This window comes from Streptomyces sp. NPDC048291 (genome assembly GCF_043201715.1).
Lineage (GTDB): Bacteria > Actinomycetota > Actinomycetes > Streptomycetales > Streptomycetaceae > Streptomyces.
Window position 1 is genome coordinate 456,029 of the sequence record NZ_JBICZC010000003.1, and the last position, 13,713, is coordinate 469,741.

A 13,713-nucleotide genomic window follows, 5' to 3' on the forward strand; every position below is an offset into this window, starting at 1 on the left:
GGAGATCCCCCTGATGACCGCACCCGCACGCGCACGCACCTCCGCCGAGCTGATCGAGGCGGAGGGACCGGTGCTCGCGCACAACTACCACCCGCTGCCCGTCGTCGTGGCCCGCGCCGAGGGCGCCTGGGTGGAGGACGTCGAGGGCCGCCGCTACCTCGACATGCTGGCCGGCTACTCGGCCCTCAACTTCGGCCACCGCCACCCGGCGCTGATCGAGGCCGCGCACCGCCAGCTGGACCGCCTCACCCTCACCTCACGCGCCTTCCACAACGACCGGCTCGCCGAATTCGCCGAACGGCTGGCGGAGTTGACCGGCCTGGACATGGTCCTGCCGATGAACACCGGCGCCGAGGCGGTCGAGTCCGGCATCAAGGTGGCCCGCAAATGGGCCTACGACGTGAAGGGCGTCCCGGCCGACCGGGCGACCATCGTCGTCGCCGCGGACAACTTCCACGGCCGGACGACCACGATCGTCAGCTTCTCCACGGACGAGACGGCCCGGGCGGGCTTCGGCCCGTTCACGCCGGGCTTCCGGATCGTGCCGTACAACGACCTGGCCGCGCTGGAGGCGGCCGTCGACGAGACCACGGCGGCGGTGCTGATCGAGCCGATCCAGGGCGAGGCCGGGGTGCTGATCCCCGACGACGGCTATCTGACCGGGGTCCGCGAGCTGACCCGGCGCAAGGGCTGCCTGTTCATCGCCGACGAGATCCAGTCCGGGCTCGGCCGCACCGGCCGCACCCTCGCCGTGGACCACGAGGACGTGGTGCCGGACGTGCTGCTGCTCGGCAAGGCGCTGGGCGGCGGGATCGTGCCGGTGTCGGCGGTGGTGGCCCGCCGGGAGGTGCTGGGGGTGCTGCACCCCGGCGAGCACGGCTCGACGTTCGGCGGCAACCCGCTGGCGGCGGCGGTCGGCACGGCGGTGGTCGAGCTGCTTGAGACCGGCGATTTCCAGCGCCGGGCCACCGAGCTGGGCGTGATCCTCCGGGACGGCCTGACGGAGCTGGTCGGCAACGGCGTGGTCGGCTTCCGCTCGCGCGGGCTGTGGGCGGGCGTCGACGTGGACCCGACGATCGGCACCGGCCGGGAGATCGGCGAGCGCCTGATGCGCGAGGGCGTCCTGGTCAAGGACACCCACGGCTCCACGATCCGGCTGGCCCCGCCGCTGACCGTCACGGCGGAGGAACTACGGTCGGCGCTGGGCGCGTTGGAGAAGGTGCTGACGGCCTGAGCCCGGGGTGGCCGCGCCCGTGGCCGCGCCCGTGTGCGCGGCCACCCCGACCCCGGTCAGCCCTTGCCGAGGAGCTTCTTCATCTCCTTGATCTCGGCGTTCTGGGCGGTGACGATGGAGCCGGCCATGCTCGTCGCCGGGCCGTACTCGCCCTTGGCCCGCTCGGTGCCGGCCATCTCCACCGCGCCCTGGTGGTGCTGGACCATCATGGTCAGGAACATCGTGTCGAAGTCCGTCCCCTTGGCCTGCTTCAGCATGGTCATGTCCTTGTCGGACATCATGCCGGTCATGCCGGCGTGGTTGCTGTGGTCCATGCCCGCCATGGGCACGTCCTCGCCCCAGGCCCCGAGCCAGCCGGTCATGGTCCTGATCTCCGGGTCCTGGGCCTTCTCGATCCGGGCCGCGAGGTCCCTGACCTGGGTGGAGGAGGCACGGTCGACCGCGAGGCCGGCCATCTCCAGGGCCTGCTGGTGGTGCGGGATCATGCCCTGTGCGAAGGACACGTCCTGCGCGTTGTGCGCACCGGCACTGGCGGTCGCGGTGGTGCCGGCCGCCGCCGAGTGCGACGCGTGCGCGGTGTCGGGGCTGTCGTCGCCGCTGCCGCACCCGGTGAGGGCGAGGGCGGCGGTCGCGGTGAGCGCGACGAGGACGGAACGGGTACGCGTGATGGTCATGCTGGATCTCCTGCGAGAGGTCTGTACGGGCACGCGGGAGCACGACCGCCGCGCTGTGCGCGCACGGCTGGCTCGGGTGCCTCTAGATCCGCAGGAGCTGGAGTTCGGCCAGGTCGGGGGGTGCCCGTGCGCCGTCCGGCGCCACGGCCGGGCGGGAGGGGGCCAGGCAGTCGCCCGCGAGCGCGGGGACCGGGTCCGGGACCGGCGCGGGCAGCGCGGGTCCGCCGCTGACCGCACCGGAGGCGCAGGTCGGGTCGGCGTGGTGCGCGTGGTCGCCGCCGCAGTGGCCGTCGTCGCCGGAGCAGCCCTCGTACGCGGTGACCACGACCGCCGCACGGGTGACGGTCCGCTCGTGCCCGCCGTGCATCGCCGTTCCCATGACACCGCCGGGTGCCAGCGCGTGCATGCCGAACAGCCCGGCCAGCAGCCCCAGTACGAGCAGGCCGCGCAGACGCCGGTGCGGCGGTCGGGGGGCGGGCGGCTCGGTGCGGCGCATCGGGGCCATCCTATGCACACCCTGAGAGCCGACCGGGCCCGGCACACCCCGGCAGGTTCACCCACGACCGCGTCGGCGGCACCCACGCGACGATCGCCAAGCCCGTCGACAGCGTCTGCCACGACTTCCCCCGCGTATCCCCACAAGGCCCCCGGGCTACAGTCGCCCGGGGGTCCTGGTGTGCCCGTCGGCAGGTCCGGACGCGGGATCCGGCCCTCGGACGACCGGATACAGTGCGCGAGACGGCAGACAGGTCAGAGAGGGCAAGCGTGACCGACACCAGCGACACCCGACCCGCCGACAGCGCGGCGCAGGCTCCGCGGCAGAGCCGACTGCACCGCCTGATGCGCTACATCCCCCTGATCGCCCCCGTCCTGCTGTGGACGGTGCCCTGCTGGGTGCTCCTGTACACCGGCCAGCACTGGCCGCTGCCCGTCTCGCTGGTCGGCACCGCGCTGTTCGTCCTCGGTCTCGTCGGTATGCCGCTCGCGATGATGCGCGGTCACGGCCGGCGTCAGCAGGACCGGGCGGCGATAGCCGGGGACACCCTGCTGGGCGCCAGTTGGGTGCTGTTCACCTGGTCCGTTCTGCTCGGCGTCCTCCTGCGGCTCGCCCTGACCGTGGCCGGAGTCGGCGCGAGCCAGGACCGGGCCCGTATCGTCACGTGGGCCGTCCTCGGCACGACCGCCGTACTGCTCGCCTGGGGGTACGCCGAGGCCCGCCGGGTGCCCCGGGTGCGCCGCCTCGACGTGCAACTCCCCCGGCTGGGTGCCGGGTTGGACGGCCTCCGCGTCGCCCTGATCACCGACACCCACTACGGCCCGCTCGACCGCGCCCGCTGGTCGGCACGGGTGTGCGAGACGGTGAACACCCTCGAAGCGGACGTGGTCTGCCACACCGGCGACATCGCGGACGGCACGGCCGAACGCCGCCGCGCCCAGGCCGTCCCCCTCGGTACCGTGCGGGCCACCCGGGCGCGGGTCTACGTCACCGGCAACCACGAGTACTACAGCGAGGCCCAGGGCTGGGTCGACCTGATGGACGAACTGGGCTGGGAGCCGCTGCGCAACCGCCACCTGCTGGTCGAACGCGGCGGCGACACCCTCGTGGTGGCCGGCGTGGACGACGTCACCGCCGAGTCCTCCGGCCTGGCGGGCCACCGCGCCCACCTGGCCGGAGCCCTGGACGGCGCCGACCCCGACCTGCCCGTCCTGCTCCTGGCCCACCAGCCGAAGTTCGTCGACCGGGCGGCGGCCCACGGCATCGACCTCCAGCTCTCCGGCCACACCCACGGCGGCCAGATCTGGCCCTTCCACCACCTGGTCCGCATCGACCAGCCCGCCCTCGCCGGCCTCAGCCGCCACGGCACCCGCACCCTGCTCTACACCAGCCGCGGCACCGGCTTCTGGGGCCCGCCGTTCCGCGTCTTCGCCCCCAGCGAGATCACCCTCCTCGTACTCCGCTCCCCGCAGCCGCCCACCTCGCCGCGGTAGGGAAGGCACGCTCCGGTCTCCGCTCGTAGTGACTCACCCTCATATCGCTGAGACACTGAGCCGAAGATCCAGACGGCCGCCGCCAGAGTCCGACCGCCGCCCGGCCAACCTGGGGGAATGAACAAGTGAGGGGCGAGCCGTGTTCTACTACCTGCTCAAGTACGTACTGCTGGGGCCGCTGCTGAGAGTGGTGTTCCGGCCGCGGATCGAGGGCCTGGAACACGTGCCGCCGACGGGACCGGCGATCATCGCGGGCAACCATCTCTCCTTCTCCGACCACTTCCTGATGCCGGCCGTCCTCAAGCGGCGCATCACCTTTCTCGCCAAGGCCGAGTACTTCACGGGCCCCGGTGTACGGGGACGGCTGACCGCGTTCTTCTTCCGCAGCGCGGGGCAGATCCCGGTGGACCGCTCCGGCAAGGAGGCGGGCCAGGCCGCGATCCGGGAGGGGCTCGGGGTGCTGAGCAAGGGCGAGCTGCTCGGGATCTACCCGGAGGGCACCCGCTCGCACGACGGCCGTCTCTACAAGGGCAAGGTCGGGGTCGCCGTGATGGCGCTGCGGGCCGGTGTCCCGGTGATCCCCTGCGCGATGATCGGCACCTTCGAGGCACAGCCGCCCGGCGCGGTGATCCCGAGGATCCACCCCGTGGTGATCCGCTTCGGCAAGCCCCTGGAGTTCTCCCGCTACGCCGGGATGGAGAGCGAGAAGGCGATCCTGCGCGCGATCACCGACGAGATCATGTACGCCATCCTGAGCCTCTCCGAGCAGGAGTACGTCGACGAGTACGCGGCCGTCGTCAAGGCCGGGCAGACGGCGGCGAAGGGCGAGAGGGAGCGCAAGTTCCCCCGGGCGCCGCTGAGTTGAGGCCGTGGGGTCACGCGGGAGGGGCGGCGGGAGTGGATCCCGCCGCCCCTCGTCGTCGTACCGGATGGGTTACGGCTGCGGTGTCGCGTGCGGGGTGCAGGTGACGTCCGCGCCGTCCAGCTTGCCGGTGAGCAGGTAGGCGTCGACGCGGCTGTTGATGCACGGGTTGACCAGGCCGGTCACACCGTGCGAACCGGCGCCCTGCTCGGTGATGAGGCGGGAGCCCTGGAAGCGCTTGTGCAGTTCGACGGCGCCGGGGTACGGGGTGGCGGCGTCACGCGTGGACTGCACGATCAGCACCGGCGGCAGACCCTTGTGGGTCCTGACCTCCACCGGGGTCTGCTGCTTGACCGGCCAGGTGGCACACGGCAGGTTGAGCCAGGCGTTGGCCCAGGTCATGAAGGGGTACTGCTTGTTGAGCTCGGTGTTGTCGCGGTCCCACTTGTGCCAGCCGGTCGGCCACTTGGCGTCGGTGCACTCGACCGCGGTGTAGACGGCGTTGCCGTTCTCCGAGGTGATGTTGCCCGCGGTGTCGGTCAGGTCCGGGGCGGCCGCGTCGACCAGGGCCTGGGTGTCACCGGCGAAGTACTTGCTGAACACCGTGGCGACCGGGATCCACGAGGAGTCGTAGTACGGGGCGCTCTGGAAGAAGCCGATCAGCTCGGCCGGTCCGACGACCCCGCCGATCGGGTTCGCCTTGGCCGTGGCACGCAGTTGGAGCCACTTGGCCTGGACGGCGTCCCGCGTGGTCCCCAGGTGGAAGGCGGAGTCGTGTGCGGCGACCCAGTCCTCCCAGTCCTTCCAGCGGCCCTCGAAGGCGACGTCCTGGTCCAGGTTGGCCTGGTACCAGATGTTCTTCCGGGACGGGTTGACGACGCTGTCGACGATCATCCGGCGCACGTGCCCCGGGAACAGCGTGCCGTACACCGCGCCGAGGTAGGTGCCGTAGGAGACACCGAGGTAGTTGAGCTTCTGCTCGCCGAGCGCGGCCCGGATGACGTCCAGGTCGCGGGCGGTGTTCGCGGTGGTCATCTGCTGGAGCATCGCGCGGCCGGTGCGCTCGGCGCAGCCGTCCGCGTACTGCTTGGCCAGCTTGCGCTGAGCGGTCTTGTCGGCCTCGCTGTCCGGCACCGGGTCGGCCTTGGGGGCCTTCACGAACTCCTGCGGGTCCTGGCAGGAGATGGGCGCGGAGTGGCCGACGCCGCGCGGGTCGAAGCCCACGAAGTCGTACGCCTTCGAGGTGTTGACCCACAGGGGGTTCTTGGTGGTGACCCGGAGCGGGAAGCGCATCCCCGAGCCGCCGGGGCCGCCGGGGTTGTAGACGAGCGCGCCCTGGCGCTCCGCCGGCGTCCCCGTGCTGCCTATTCGGTCGACGGCGAGCCTGATCTGCTTGCCGTAGGGCTTGGTGTAGTCGAGCGGCACGCTGACCCAGCCGCACTGGACGGGCTTGGTCAGGGCCCAGTCGGCCGGGCAGTCGGCCCAGTCGATCCCGGCCTTGGCGGCCCGGGCGGCCGCGACCGCCGCGCCCTGCTGCGCGCGGTCCTGGCCGCCGTGCCGGGCCTCGGCGCCGGCGGCGGGAACCGCGAGCGCACCGGTGAGCAGGCTGGCCGTGACGAGCGTCCCGGCCGAACCGAGCGCCAGTACCCGACTCCTCGATCTGAAGTAGTCCCTCAAGTGGGCTCCTCCCCCTCCATCATGACGAATGGTCAGGGGAGATCCTTACGGCTGTGAGGTGCCTGAGAACAGGCCCCAACAGCCGTCTTTACCAATCCGATAACCGGACTGACACGTCCCGCTGAGCGGATCAACCGTCCAGCTGGGCCAATGCCTCCAGTGCCTCGTCCAGGACCCGGCGCAGCCGCAGCGCGTCCCCGGCCACCGCACTCACCAACACGGCGGGCCCGGCGAGCGGAGTGAGCGCGGCCGCCTCCCCCAGCATCCGTGCCTCCGCGGGATGCACCGCGAACTCCGGCCGTACGACGACGAGTTGACCGACAGCGCGGTGTCCCGCCAGCACGGCGGGCCCGTCCCAGCCGCCGGGCGCCCCGGGCCCGCAGGCCAGCTCCTGGTCCAGCACCGCTCTTCCGGCCACCCGCACGGTGAGCCGACTGCCGAGCCGCCCCGGCTCCTCCCCCACCCGCCCGAGCACCTGCTCCTCCCGCAGCACGAGCCGCCCCCGCGCGCCGACCTCGACGCGTGTGGAGACGCACAGTTCGCTGCCCTTGGCTGAGATCAACTGCTCGGGCAGCCACCGCAGTTCGGCTCCGTCGGCGACGTCGAGCCGTACGTCGTACCGGGCCTCCTCCTTCCCCTGCCCGGGCAGGGCGATGGTCGCGGCGGCCGACCCGACGCACAGCCGGGCCCCTTCCTCGACCCGGGCCTCGATCCCGAACCGGTCCCCGCCGAGCGGCCCGCTCATCGCCCCGACGACCATCACCCGGGCCTCGGCCCCGTTCCCCCGGGTACGCCGCAGCGCGAGCGGTCCCTCGCCCTCCAGCACCGGAAGCGCGGTACCGCCACGCCCGTCGTCCCGGGCCACGATGCGGGCGACGGCGCGTACGCCCGTCCCCGTCATCCGGCCCACGCGGCGAGCCGCTCCCGCACCCACGCGGCCACGTCCGCGACACCGGCCTCGCCGCGCAGCGACTGGAAGACGACGGGCAGTTCGGCCCGCTGTGCCTTGGCGTCGGCGGCCATCCGCGCCAGATCCGAGCCGACGTAGGGAGCGAGGTCCGTCTTGTTCACGACGAGCAGGTCGGCCGTGGTCACCCCCGGTCCGCCCTTGCGCGGGATGTCGTCGCCTCCCGCCACGTCGATCACGAAGACCTGCGCGTCCACGAGCCCCTTGGAGAAGGTGGCGGTCAGATTGTCCCCACCGGACTCGACGAGGATCAGGTCCAGCGGCCCGACCTCGTCCTCCAGGTCCTCGACGGCTTCGAGGTTGGCCGAGATGTCGTCCCGGATCGCGGTGTGCGGACAGGCCCCCGTCTCGACGGCACTGATCCGCTCCGGCGGCAGCACGGCCTCCCGGAGCAGGAACTCGGCGTCCTCGCGGGTGTAGATGTCATTGGTGACGACGGCCAGGGACAACTCGTCCCGCAGCAGCCGGCACAGGGCCGCGACAGTCGCGGTCTTACCGGACCCGACGGGCCCCCCGAGCCCGATCCGCAGGGCCCGACGGGACCCGTCGGGCCGATGGGCGTCGGCGCTGAGCGCAGCCGGGCCGTGGTGGTGGTCGTGGTCGAGATGCATGTACGGCTCCTCTTCAACAAGCTCTGTCTTTCAACTCGTCCGACGTCTGCGGACGAAGGCCGGCCGACACCCCCTCCAGCCCGTCCGACGTCTGCGGACGAAGGCCGGCCGACACCCCCTCCAGCCCGTCCGGCGTCCGCAGACGAAGGCCGGCCCGCACTTCATCTCAGCCCGTCCGGCGTTTGAGGACGAGGCCGGAGGCCGATGCGGGGGTCCGGGGGCGGCAGCCCCCGAACCGGGCGGTCGCAGGGGCCCACCCCCTGGAGGGACGGGACGGGTAGGGGCGGCGGGGGCGAACCCCCCTACGACGCGAACAACCGCACCGCCCACCCCGCATGCCACTCCGCCCCGATCTCCATCACCGGCGCCGACCCCGCGGGCAACGCCTCGACCCCCGCCCCGCCGACCACCCCCCGCGCCGCCTCCACCGCCCGGTCCGCCACCCGGTCCACCTCCCCCGCCAACCGCGCCAGCACCCCCGTCGCCTCGAACGGATCCAGACTCAGCAACCGCACCACCGCCGTGGCCGGCCCGCTCACACACTCGTACGCCGCGCAGTACGCCGCGTCCACCGCCGAGAGCCCCGCCGTCCTGGCCACCACCCCCAACACCACCGGCTGATGCGCCCCCTTGGGGAACTCCCGCGCCAGGGCGTCCAGTTCGGCCCCCGGCCAGGCCACCCGCGCGGCCCGCAGCAACTGCCGCCCGAGCCTGCGCGCCGCACCCCGCAGCGCGACCGACGGCGTCCGCGCGTCGAGGGCCGCGTCCAACTCCCGTACGTCCGCACCGAGTACCGCAGCCGCGGCGACCGCACCCGCCATCAGCCCCGCCGTGTGCAGCCGCCCCCGGCAGTACTCCTCCAGGTCCGCGGCCCCGGTGATCCGGCCGGCCTTGACGGCCGCCTCCGCCCCGCCGGAGTGCGCGTGCCCTCCGGCGGGGAAGCGGCCGTCGGCCAGTACCAGCAACGCTGCCCGAGACACCACACCCACCAGCTCTCAGAAGAGGAAGTAACGCTGGGCCATGGGCAGTTCGGCGGCCGGCGTGGCCTCAACCAGCTCCCCGTCGATGTGCACGGCGAAACTGTCGGGATCCACCCGGACGTGCGGGCGCGCGTCGTTCTCCCGCATGTCCGCCTTGGTCACGCCACGGGTCGACTCGATGGCGACGAACCGCTTCCCGAGCTGCAGCCGCTCCGGCAACCCGTCCTCGATCGCCAACGGGGCGACGAAGTTGAAGGAGTTGGCGGCCGGTGCCCGTCCGATCGCGCCGTACATCGGGCGCGGCAGGATCGGCTGGGGCGTCGGGATCGACGCGTTGGCGTCGCCCATCTGCGCGTAGGCGATCTGCCCGCCCTTGAGGACGAGGTGCGGCTTGACCCCGAAGAACGCGGGCTCCCAGAGCACCAGGTCGGCGAGCTTGCCGGTCTCGACCGAGCCGATCTCGCGGGCCAGGCCCTGCGCGAGGGCCGGGTTGATCGTGTACTTGGCGACGTACCGCCGTACCCGGTGGTTGTCGGCCCGTCCGTCACCCGGGAGCGCGCCCCGACGCCGCTTCATCACGTGCGCGGTCTGCCAGGTCCGCAGGATCACCTCGCCGACGCGCCCCATGGCCTGCGCGTCGGAGGAGATGATCGAGATCGCGCCGAGGTCGTGGAGTATGTCCTCCGCGCCGATGGTCGACGGCCGGATCCGCGACTCGGCGAAGGCCAGGTCCTCGGGCACCGCCGGGTTGAGGTGGTGGCACACCATCAGCATGTCGAGGTGTTCCTCGGCGGTGTTCACCGTGTACGGCCGGGTCGGGTTGGTCGAACTCGGCAGCACGTGCGGTTCGGAGACCACGGTCATGATGTCCGGGGCGTGCCCGCCGCCCGCGCCCTCGGTGTGGTACGCGTGGATCCCGCGCCCGCCGATCGCGGCGAGCGTGTCCGCCACGAAGCCCGCCTCGTTCAGGGTGTCCGTGTGGATGGCGACCTGGACGCCCGTCCGGTCGGCGACGGTCAGGGACGCGTCGATGACGGCCGGGGTCGATCCCCAGTCCTCGTGCAGCTTCAGACCGAGCGCCCCGCCCCGGATCTGGGAGAGCATCGCCTCGTGCGAGACGGTGTTGCCCTTGCCGAGGAAGCCGATGTTGAGCGGGTACTGCTCCATCGCCTCCAGCATTCGGGCGAGGTGCCACGGACCGGGGGTGACGGTGGTCGCCTTCGAGCCCTCGGCGGGACCGGTGCCGCCGCCCACCAGGGTGGTGACCCCTGCCGACAGTGCCTCGTCGGCGATCTGCGGGCAGATGAAGTGGACGTGCGCGTCGACGCCGCCCGCGGTGAGGATGCGGCCGTTCCCGGCGATGACCTCGGTCTCGGGGCCAATCACCAGGTCGGGGTGGACGCCGTCCATGGTGTCGGGGTTGCCGGCCTTGCCGATGCCGGTGATCCGTCCGTCGCGGATGCCGATGTCGGCCTTGACGATGCCCCAGTGGTCGATGATCACGGCACCCGTGACGACCGTGTCGGGGGTGCCGTCTGCGCGCGTAGCACGCGACTGGCCCATGGATTCGCGGATGACCTTGCCGCCGCCGAAGACCGCCTCGTCCCCGGCGAGTCCGGGGCCGCCGGAGCGGTCCTCCTCGATCTCGACGAGCAGGTCGGTGTCGGCGAGCCGGATACGGTCGCCGGTGGTCGGCCCGAACAGGTCGGCGTAGGCGGCACGGGAGATCTCAGGCATCGAGGGCACCTCCGGTCTCGCCGCGCAGTCCGGGCACCACGCGGGCACCGGCGAGCGGGACGAGTTCGACGTCGACGGGGATGCCGGGCTCGAAGCGGACGGCGGTGCCGGCCGCGACGTTCAGGCGCTTGCCGCGGGCCGCGTCCCGGTCGAACTCCAGTCCGGGGTTGGCCTCGGCGAAGTGGTAGTGGGAGCCGACCTGGACGGGCCGGTCGGCGGCGTTGAGGACGGTCATCCGGGTGACCTCGCGGCCCGCATTGAATACGACAGGCCCGTCGGCGAAGAGCACTTCTCCGGGAATCATCGGCGGCCCCCTCAGACGATCGGGTCGTGGACGGTGACGAGCTTGGTGCCGTCCGGGAAGGTCGCCTCGACCTGGACGTCGTGGATCATCTCGGGGATGCCCTCCATGACGTCGTCCCTGGTGAGCAGCTTGCGCCCGGAGGCCATGAGTTCGGCGACGGTACGGCCGTCACGCGCGCCTTCGAGGATGTGCGACGTGATGAGGGCGACCGCCTCGGGGTGGTTCAGCCTGAGGCCGCGGGCCCGGCGCTTCTCGGCCACGTCGGCCGCCACATGGATCAGCAGCCTCTCTTGCTCGTGCGGGGTCAGTTGCACGTCCCACCTCACAGTCCTCGCTCCGGACCGTGCGGGGTCCGGTTGCCGCGGCCACCGCGACGGATTGGGCTCACGGACCCAATCCGGCTAGGAAAACCCCAGGTGGCGTGGATCGGCAGGCTAGTTTGCCGGAGTTTCGGCGACGTTAACCGGACCTTGATCACTTCATGACCGGCGCGTGGGCCTCACGGTGGGGGGCGCGGGGGGCGCATCTCGCCGGGGCGGAGGCCGACCGTGGGCCCATGACACCTGAACGGCCCTCACCCGGATGCTCGGGGGGGGCCGCGGGGCAGCTCGGCGACACGCGTTCTGAGACGTGCAGGGTGCTCGGCGGGAAGCGCCACGAGGCGCAGTCGTTCGTCCGCGGCGCCGTCGCGGCTGGTCGCGCAGTTCCCCGCGCCCCTTCGGGGGCGCTTGTCGTCGCGCAGTTCCTCATGCCCCTTCGGGGGCGCTTGTTCAGGAGCCTTGGGCTCCCCTGTGTTCCGCCGCGATGCCGAAGCGGCCGCGTTCGGGGCGTACGGCGGCGGTCTCGCGGACCGTGGAGACCGAGCTGACCATGTGGTCCACATGGTCATCGGCGGGGTCCGCGAGCTCTTCGAGGCGTTCGAGGTCGGCGGCGGAGACAAGGGCGACCAGGGGCTTGCCATGGCGCGTGACGACGACGCGCTCACCGCCGTACACCACCCGGTTGATCAGTTCGGCGAGCTCAGCCCTGGCTTGGGTCACCGGAATCTCGTAGGCCATGAACCCAGCTTACGGGGCACCCCGGACATCACATCTTGTTCGGCCACAGCGGAATCCCCTCCCAAGGATCTGTACGTCCTGTACATTTTCAACAGAGAGAGCCCGAGGAGGGGTACGCCATGACCCGACCGTCCGCCCGCTATGTCCTGCCCGAGTTCACGGAACGCACGAGCACGGGCCAGCGCACCATGGATCCGTACTCGAAGCTGCTGGAGGAGCGGATCGTCTTCCTCGGCACGCCCGTCGACGAGACCTCGGCCAACGACGTGATGGCGCAGTTCATGTACCTGGAGCACGCGGCTCCGGAGCGGGACATCTCGCTGTACATCAACTCACCGGGCGGGTCGTACAGCGCGATGGCCGCGATCTACGACACGGTCCAGTACGTGACCTGCGACGTGGAGACGGTCTGCCTCGGGCAGGCCGGGGCCTCCGCGGCGGTCCTGCTCGCGGCCGGCACCCCGGGCAAGCGGTCCGTGCTGCCCGGGGCGCGGATCGTGCTCCAACAGCCGTCGCTGCCGCAACCGGTGCAGGGCCAGCCGAGTGATCTGGCCATCCAGGCGGCGGAGTTGGACCGGGTCAGGACCATGATCGAACAGATGCTCGTCCGGCACACCGGGCGCACGGCGGAGCAGGTGCACCAGGACCTGGAGCGGGACCTGGTCCTGGACGCGCCGGAGGCGCTGGCGTACGGGCTGGTGGACCGGGTCATGCCCACCCGCCGGACCTCGCCCGGTCTGCCGGACGCGGGGTGAGCCGCCGATGCCTCCGCCGGAGCTGCCGCCGCTGCCCGCGCTGACCCGCGCCGAGGGCGAGCTGATCGACCGTTACCTGGACGTGGTGGATCTGCTGGGCCGGATCAATCCGGCGCAGAACGAGGACACCTACCGTGGGCTGCGCGCCGCGCAGGCGCTGGTGCGCGCGGCGGCCGAGCTGCGCGACGCGCTCGCCCTGATGCATCTGCGGGGCGAGACGGAGCTCCACGGGGACACGCTGACACGGGCGTTGCGGGTGCTCGACGGCGAGCGCCGGACCGCTCGCGTCGTACTCCCGCCCGACTGCGTACGGTGACACCCTCCGGACACCGGTGCACCGCGTCGACGGAACGACCGGGCCCGAGTCGAAACGATCCAAAGGGGTTACCGCCGAACGGCGGAGTGTGGCGTGGTTTTACCTGCCCGCGGGGGCCGCTCAGGTTGCCCGTACGGGGGTGTCCGCGAACGGCTTTCGCGCAGGTCCGGGGCTACGCAGGGCAGTTGACGAAGAATCGAACACAGGGCTGTCCACCCGAACGGGTGGGTGGTGAGTAACCCCACAAATCCCCGATTCCGTTGGGATTTTCGGACACGAGTGCGTGAAGATCCCTGTCTGACGACAAGCCCCCGCCACAGCGGCGGGGCGGTCCGGGCGGACGCCGAGTCCTGCCGCCGCCCGGATTGACCCGTCGACAGAAGTGCATCGGCAGGAGTGGAGGACCCAAGCAAGCCGGGTCGCCGGCACGGTCGCGCCATGACCGGGTCGAGCAGCCCTTGGGGTGAAGCCGTGGTGACACGGCCGGGCAACTTCGCCAGCCCGAATCCGACAGGTCATCCTTCACAGGCGGCTGACGAAGGGTTGCGC

General features: G+C 71.9%; 15 protein-coding genes and 1 riboswitch. Of the genes, 5 read left to right on the plus strand and 10 right to left on the minus strand.

What is annotated here, in order from left to right; all coding sequences use genetic code 11:
• The first annotated feature begins 13 nt into the window (after positions 1-13).
• Complete coding sequence (gene rocD, locus ACGF5O_RS09680) at positions 14-1,234, plus strand: ornithine--oxo-acid transaminase (RefSeq protein ID WP_393809355.1); 1,221 nt, start codon at positions 14-16, stop codon at positions 1,232-1,234.
• Between the two features lie 56 nt (positions 1,235-1,290).
• On the opposite strand, the gene ACGF5O_RS09685 is transcribed toward rocD, so the two are convergent.
• Complete coding sequence (locus ACGF5O_RS09685; protein ID WP_393809356.1) at positions 1,291-1,908, minus strand: DUF305 domain-containing protein; 618 nt, start codon at positions 1,906-1,908, stop codon at positions 1,291-1,293.
• 82 nt (positions 1,909-1,990) lie between these two features.
• The gene (locus tag ACGF5O_RS09690; protein WP_393809357.1) at positions 1,991-2,404 is read right to left on the minus strand and encodes a DUF6153 family protein; all 414 of its coding nucleotides are present in this window, start codon (positions 2,402-2,404) and stop codon (positions 1,991-1,993) included.
• Between the two features lie 269 nt (positions 2,405-2,673).
• Here ACGF5O_RS09690 and ACGF5O_RS09695 point away from each other — a divergent pair, with 269 nt between their 5' ends.
• Both ACGF5O_RS09695 and ACGF5O_RS09700 read left to right on the plus strand, forming a co-directional pair.
• Entirely contained in the window at positions 2,674-3,897 is a 1,224-nt protein-coding gene (locus ACGF5O_RS09695) for a metallophosphoesterase (RefSeq protein WP_393809358.1), read from the plus strand.
• A 139-nt stretch (positions 3,898-4,036) separates the two neighbouring features.
• Positions 4,037-4,762, plus strand: a complete 726-nt coding sequence (locus tag ACGF5O_RS09700) for a lysophospholipid acyltransferase family protein (RefSeq protein WP_393809359.1) — start codon at positions 4,037-4,039, stop codon at positions 4,760-4,762.
• 69 nt (positions 4,763-4,831) lie between these two features.
• Here the strand turns inward: ACGF5O_RS09700 and ACGF5O_RS09705 are convergent, their stop codons facing one another.
• From ACGF5O_RS09705 to ACGF5O_RS09740, 8 genes are all read right to left on the minus strand, one after another.
• On the minus strand, positions 4,832-6,436 hold the full coding sequence (locus ACGF5O_RS09705) for an alpha/beta hydrolase (RefSeq protein WP_393809360.1): 1,605 nt from the start codon (positions 6,434-6,436) through the stop codon (positions 4,832-4,834).
• Positions 6,437-6,566: 130 nt separating this feature from the next.
• Entirely contained in the window at positions 6,567-7,337 is a 771-nt protein-coding gene (locus ACGF5O_RS09710) for an urease accessory protein UreD (protein WP_393809361.1), read from the minus strand.
• Positions 7,334-8,014 carry an urease accessory protein UreG gene (gene ureG, locus ACGF5O_RS09715; RefSeq protein WP_393809362.1) on the minus strand — a complete coding sequence of 227 codons (681 nt, stop codon included), beginning with the start codon at positions 8,012-8,014 and terminating at the stop codon, positions 7,334-7,336. Before ureG ends, ACGF5O_RS09710 begins: the two co-directional genes overlap by 4 nt.
• A 302-nt stretch (positions 8,015-8,316) precedes the next feature.
• Entirely contained in the window at positions 8,317-8,994 is a 678-nt protein-coding gene (locus ACGF5O_RS09720; protein ID WP_393809363.1) for an urease accessory protein UreF, read from the minus strand.
• A gap of 15 nt (positions 8,995-9,009) precedes the next feature.
• Positions 9,010-10,731, minus strand: a complete 1,722-nt coding sequence (locus tag ACGF5O_RS09725) for an urease subunit alpha (protein WP_393809364.1) — start codon at positions 10,729-10,731, stop codon at positions 9,010-9,012.
• Positions 10,724-11,035, minus strand: a complete 312-nt coding sequence (locus tag ACGF5O_RS09730) for an urease subunit beta (RefSeq protein ID WP_362585627.1) — start codon at positions 11,033-11,035, stop codon at positions 10,724-10,726. Before ACGF5O_RS09730 ends, ACGF5O_RS09725 begins: the two co-directional genes overlap by 8 nt.
• Before the next feature lie 11 nt (positions 11,036-11,046).
• Positions 11,047-11,349: an urease subunit gamma gene (locus ACGF5O_RS09735; RefSeq protein WP_037782101.1), complete on the minus strand. Its 303-nt coding sequence runs from the start codon at positions 11,347-11,349 to the stop codon at positions 11,047-11,049.
• A gap of 456 nt (positions 11,350-11,805) precedes the next feature.
• Positions 11,806-12,093, minus strand: a complete 288-nt coding sequence (locus tag ACGF5O_RS09740; RefSeq protein WP_393809365.1) for a type II toxin-antitoxin system Phd/YefM family antitoxin — start codon at positions 12,091-12,093, stop codon at positions 11,806-11,808.
• A 119-nt stretch (positions 12,094-12,212) separates the two neighbouring features.
• On the opposite strand from ACGF5O_RS09740, the gene ACGF5O_RS09745 reads away from it, so the two are divergent.
• Together ACGF5O_RS09745 and ACGF5O_RS09750 are read left to right on the plus strand one after the other, a co-directional pair.
• The gene (locus ACGF5O_RS09745; protein WP_393809366.1) at positions 12,213-12,848 is read left to right on the plus strand and encodes an ATP-dependent Clp protease proteolytic subunit; all 636 of its coding nucleotides are present in this window, start codon (positions 12,213-12,215) and stop codon (positions 12,846-12,848) included.
• A gap of 7 nt (positions 12,849-12,855) precedes the next feature.
• Complete coding sequence (locus ACGF5O_RS09750) at positions 12,856-13,164, plus strand: hypothetical protein (protein ID WP_393809367.1); 309 nt, start codon at positions 12,856-12,858, stop codon at positions 13,162-13,164.
• A 361-nt stretch (positions 13,165-13,525) separates the two neighbouring features.
• Positions 13,526-13,710: riboswitch (cyclic di-AMP (ydaO/yuaA leader) on the plus strand.
• Positions 13,711-13,713: the final 3 nt, after the last annotated feature.

Excerpts from the sequence above, each read along its gene's own strand:
- rocD (WP_393809355.1), top strand. The coding sequence starts at position 14 with ATGACCGCACCCGCACGCGCACGCACCTCCGCCGAGCTGATCGAGGCG.
- ACGF5O_RS09685 (WP_393809356.1), bottom strand. The coding sequence starts at position 1,908 with ATGACCATCACGCGTACCCGTTCCGTCCTCGTCGCGCTCACCGCGACC.
- ACGF5O_RS09690 (WP_393809357.1), bottom strand. The coding sequence starts at position 2,404 with ATGCGCCGCACCGAGCCGCCCGCCCCCCGACCGCCGCACCGGCGTCTG.
- ACGF5O_RS09710 (WP_393809361.1), bottom strand. The coding sequence starts at position 7,337 with ATGACGGGGACGGGCGTACGCGCCGTCGCCCGCATCGTGGCCCGGGAC.
- ureG (WP_393809362.1), bottom strand. The coding sequence starts at position 8,014 with ATGCATCTCGACCACGACCACCACCACGGCCCGGCTGCGCTCAGCGCC.
- ACGF5O_RS09725 (WP_393809364.1), bottom strand. The coding sequence starts at position 10,731 with ATGCCTGAGATCTCCCGTGCCGCCTACGCCGACCTGTTCGGGCCGACC.
- ACGF5O_RS09730 (WP_362585627.1), bottom strand. The coding sequence starts at position 11,035 with ATGATTCCCGGAGAAGTGCTCTTCGCCGACGGGCCTGTCGTATTCAAT.
- ACGF5O_RS09740 (WP_393809365.1), bottom strand. The coding sequence starts at position 12,093 with ATGGCCTACGAGATTCCGGTGACCCAAGCCAGGGCTGAGCTCGCCGAA.
- ACGF5O_RS09745 (WP_393809366.1), top strand. The coding sequence starts at position 12,213 with ATGACCCGACCGTCCGCCCGCTATGTCCTGCCCGAGTTCACGGAACGC.
- ACGF5O_RS09750 (WP_393809367.1), top strand. The coding sequence starts at position 12,856 with ATGCCTCCGCCGGAGCTGCCGCCGCTGCCCGCGCTGACCCGCGCCGAG.